The sequence below is a fragment of the Mesorhizobium argentiipisi (SeqCode) genome (assembly GCF_037179585.1).
GTDB classification, from domain to species: domain Bacteria; phylum Pseudomonadota; class Alphaproteobacteria; order Rhizobiales; family Rhizobiaceae; genus Mesorhizobium; species Mesorhizobium argentiipisi.
Genome location: NZ_JAPYKO010000092.1, coordinates 1 through 518 on the forward strand (window position 1 = coordinate 1; position 518 = coordinate 518).

The window sequence follows — 518 nt, forward strand, 5'->3', positions numbered from 1 at the left end:
TGTCACACCTGCGCATGTAATAGAAGACGCTGCTGCTGGATCTAATTTTTCAGGTACTTTCACAGCATAGTCTGCAGTAACAATAACTTGTTCAGCCATTGCACCATCTACTGTATAACCAGCATTTTTCACACTACGGCAAAGTGTTTCACGACCTGTTGTACAATATTCACATCTTCCACAGCTTTCGAACATCCAAGCGATAGACACACGGTCTCCAATTTTTAATGATTCTACATCTTCCGCAACTTCGATGACTTTACCAATACCTTCATGACCTAAAGTAACGCCTGTAACATCACCAAAATCAGCATTCTTAACATGTAAATCGGTATGACAAACGCCACAATATTCCGTTTGTACCAACGCTTCACCAGGTTTTAAAGCTCTTAACTTTTTGTCCTCAATACTTACTTTGTGATCTTTCGTTACAACTGCTGCTCTCATAATAATGTCCTCCTTATAGTCACTCCAGTATGTATAATATTAATTGGTGATTACTTTAAAAAATGAAAACG

1 protein-coding gene is annotated in these 518 nt (G+C 38.2%); it reads right to left on the minus strand.

What is annotated here, in order from left to right:
- Positions 1 to 447 (minus strand): alcohol dehydrogenase catalytic domain-containing protein (locus O7A05_RS34070; protein ID WP_337097794.1); only part of this gene is annotated, 447 nt, incomplete at its 3' end.
- Between the last annotated feature and the right edge of the window lie 71 nt (positions 448 to 518).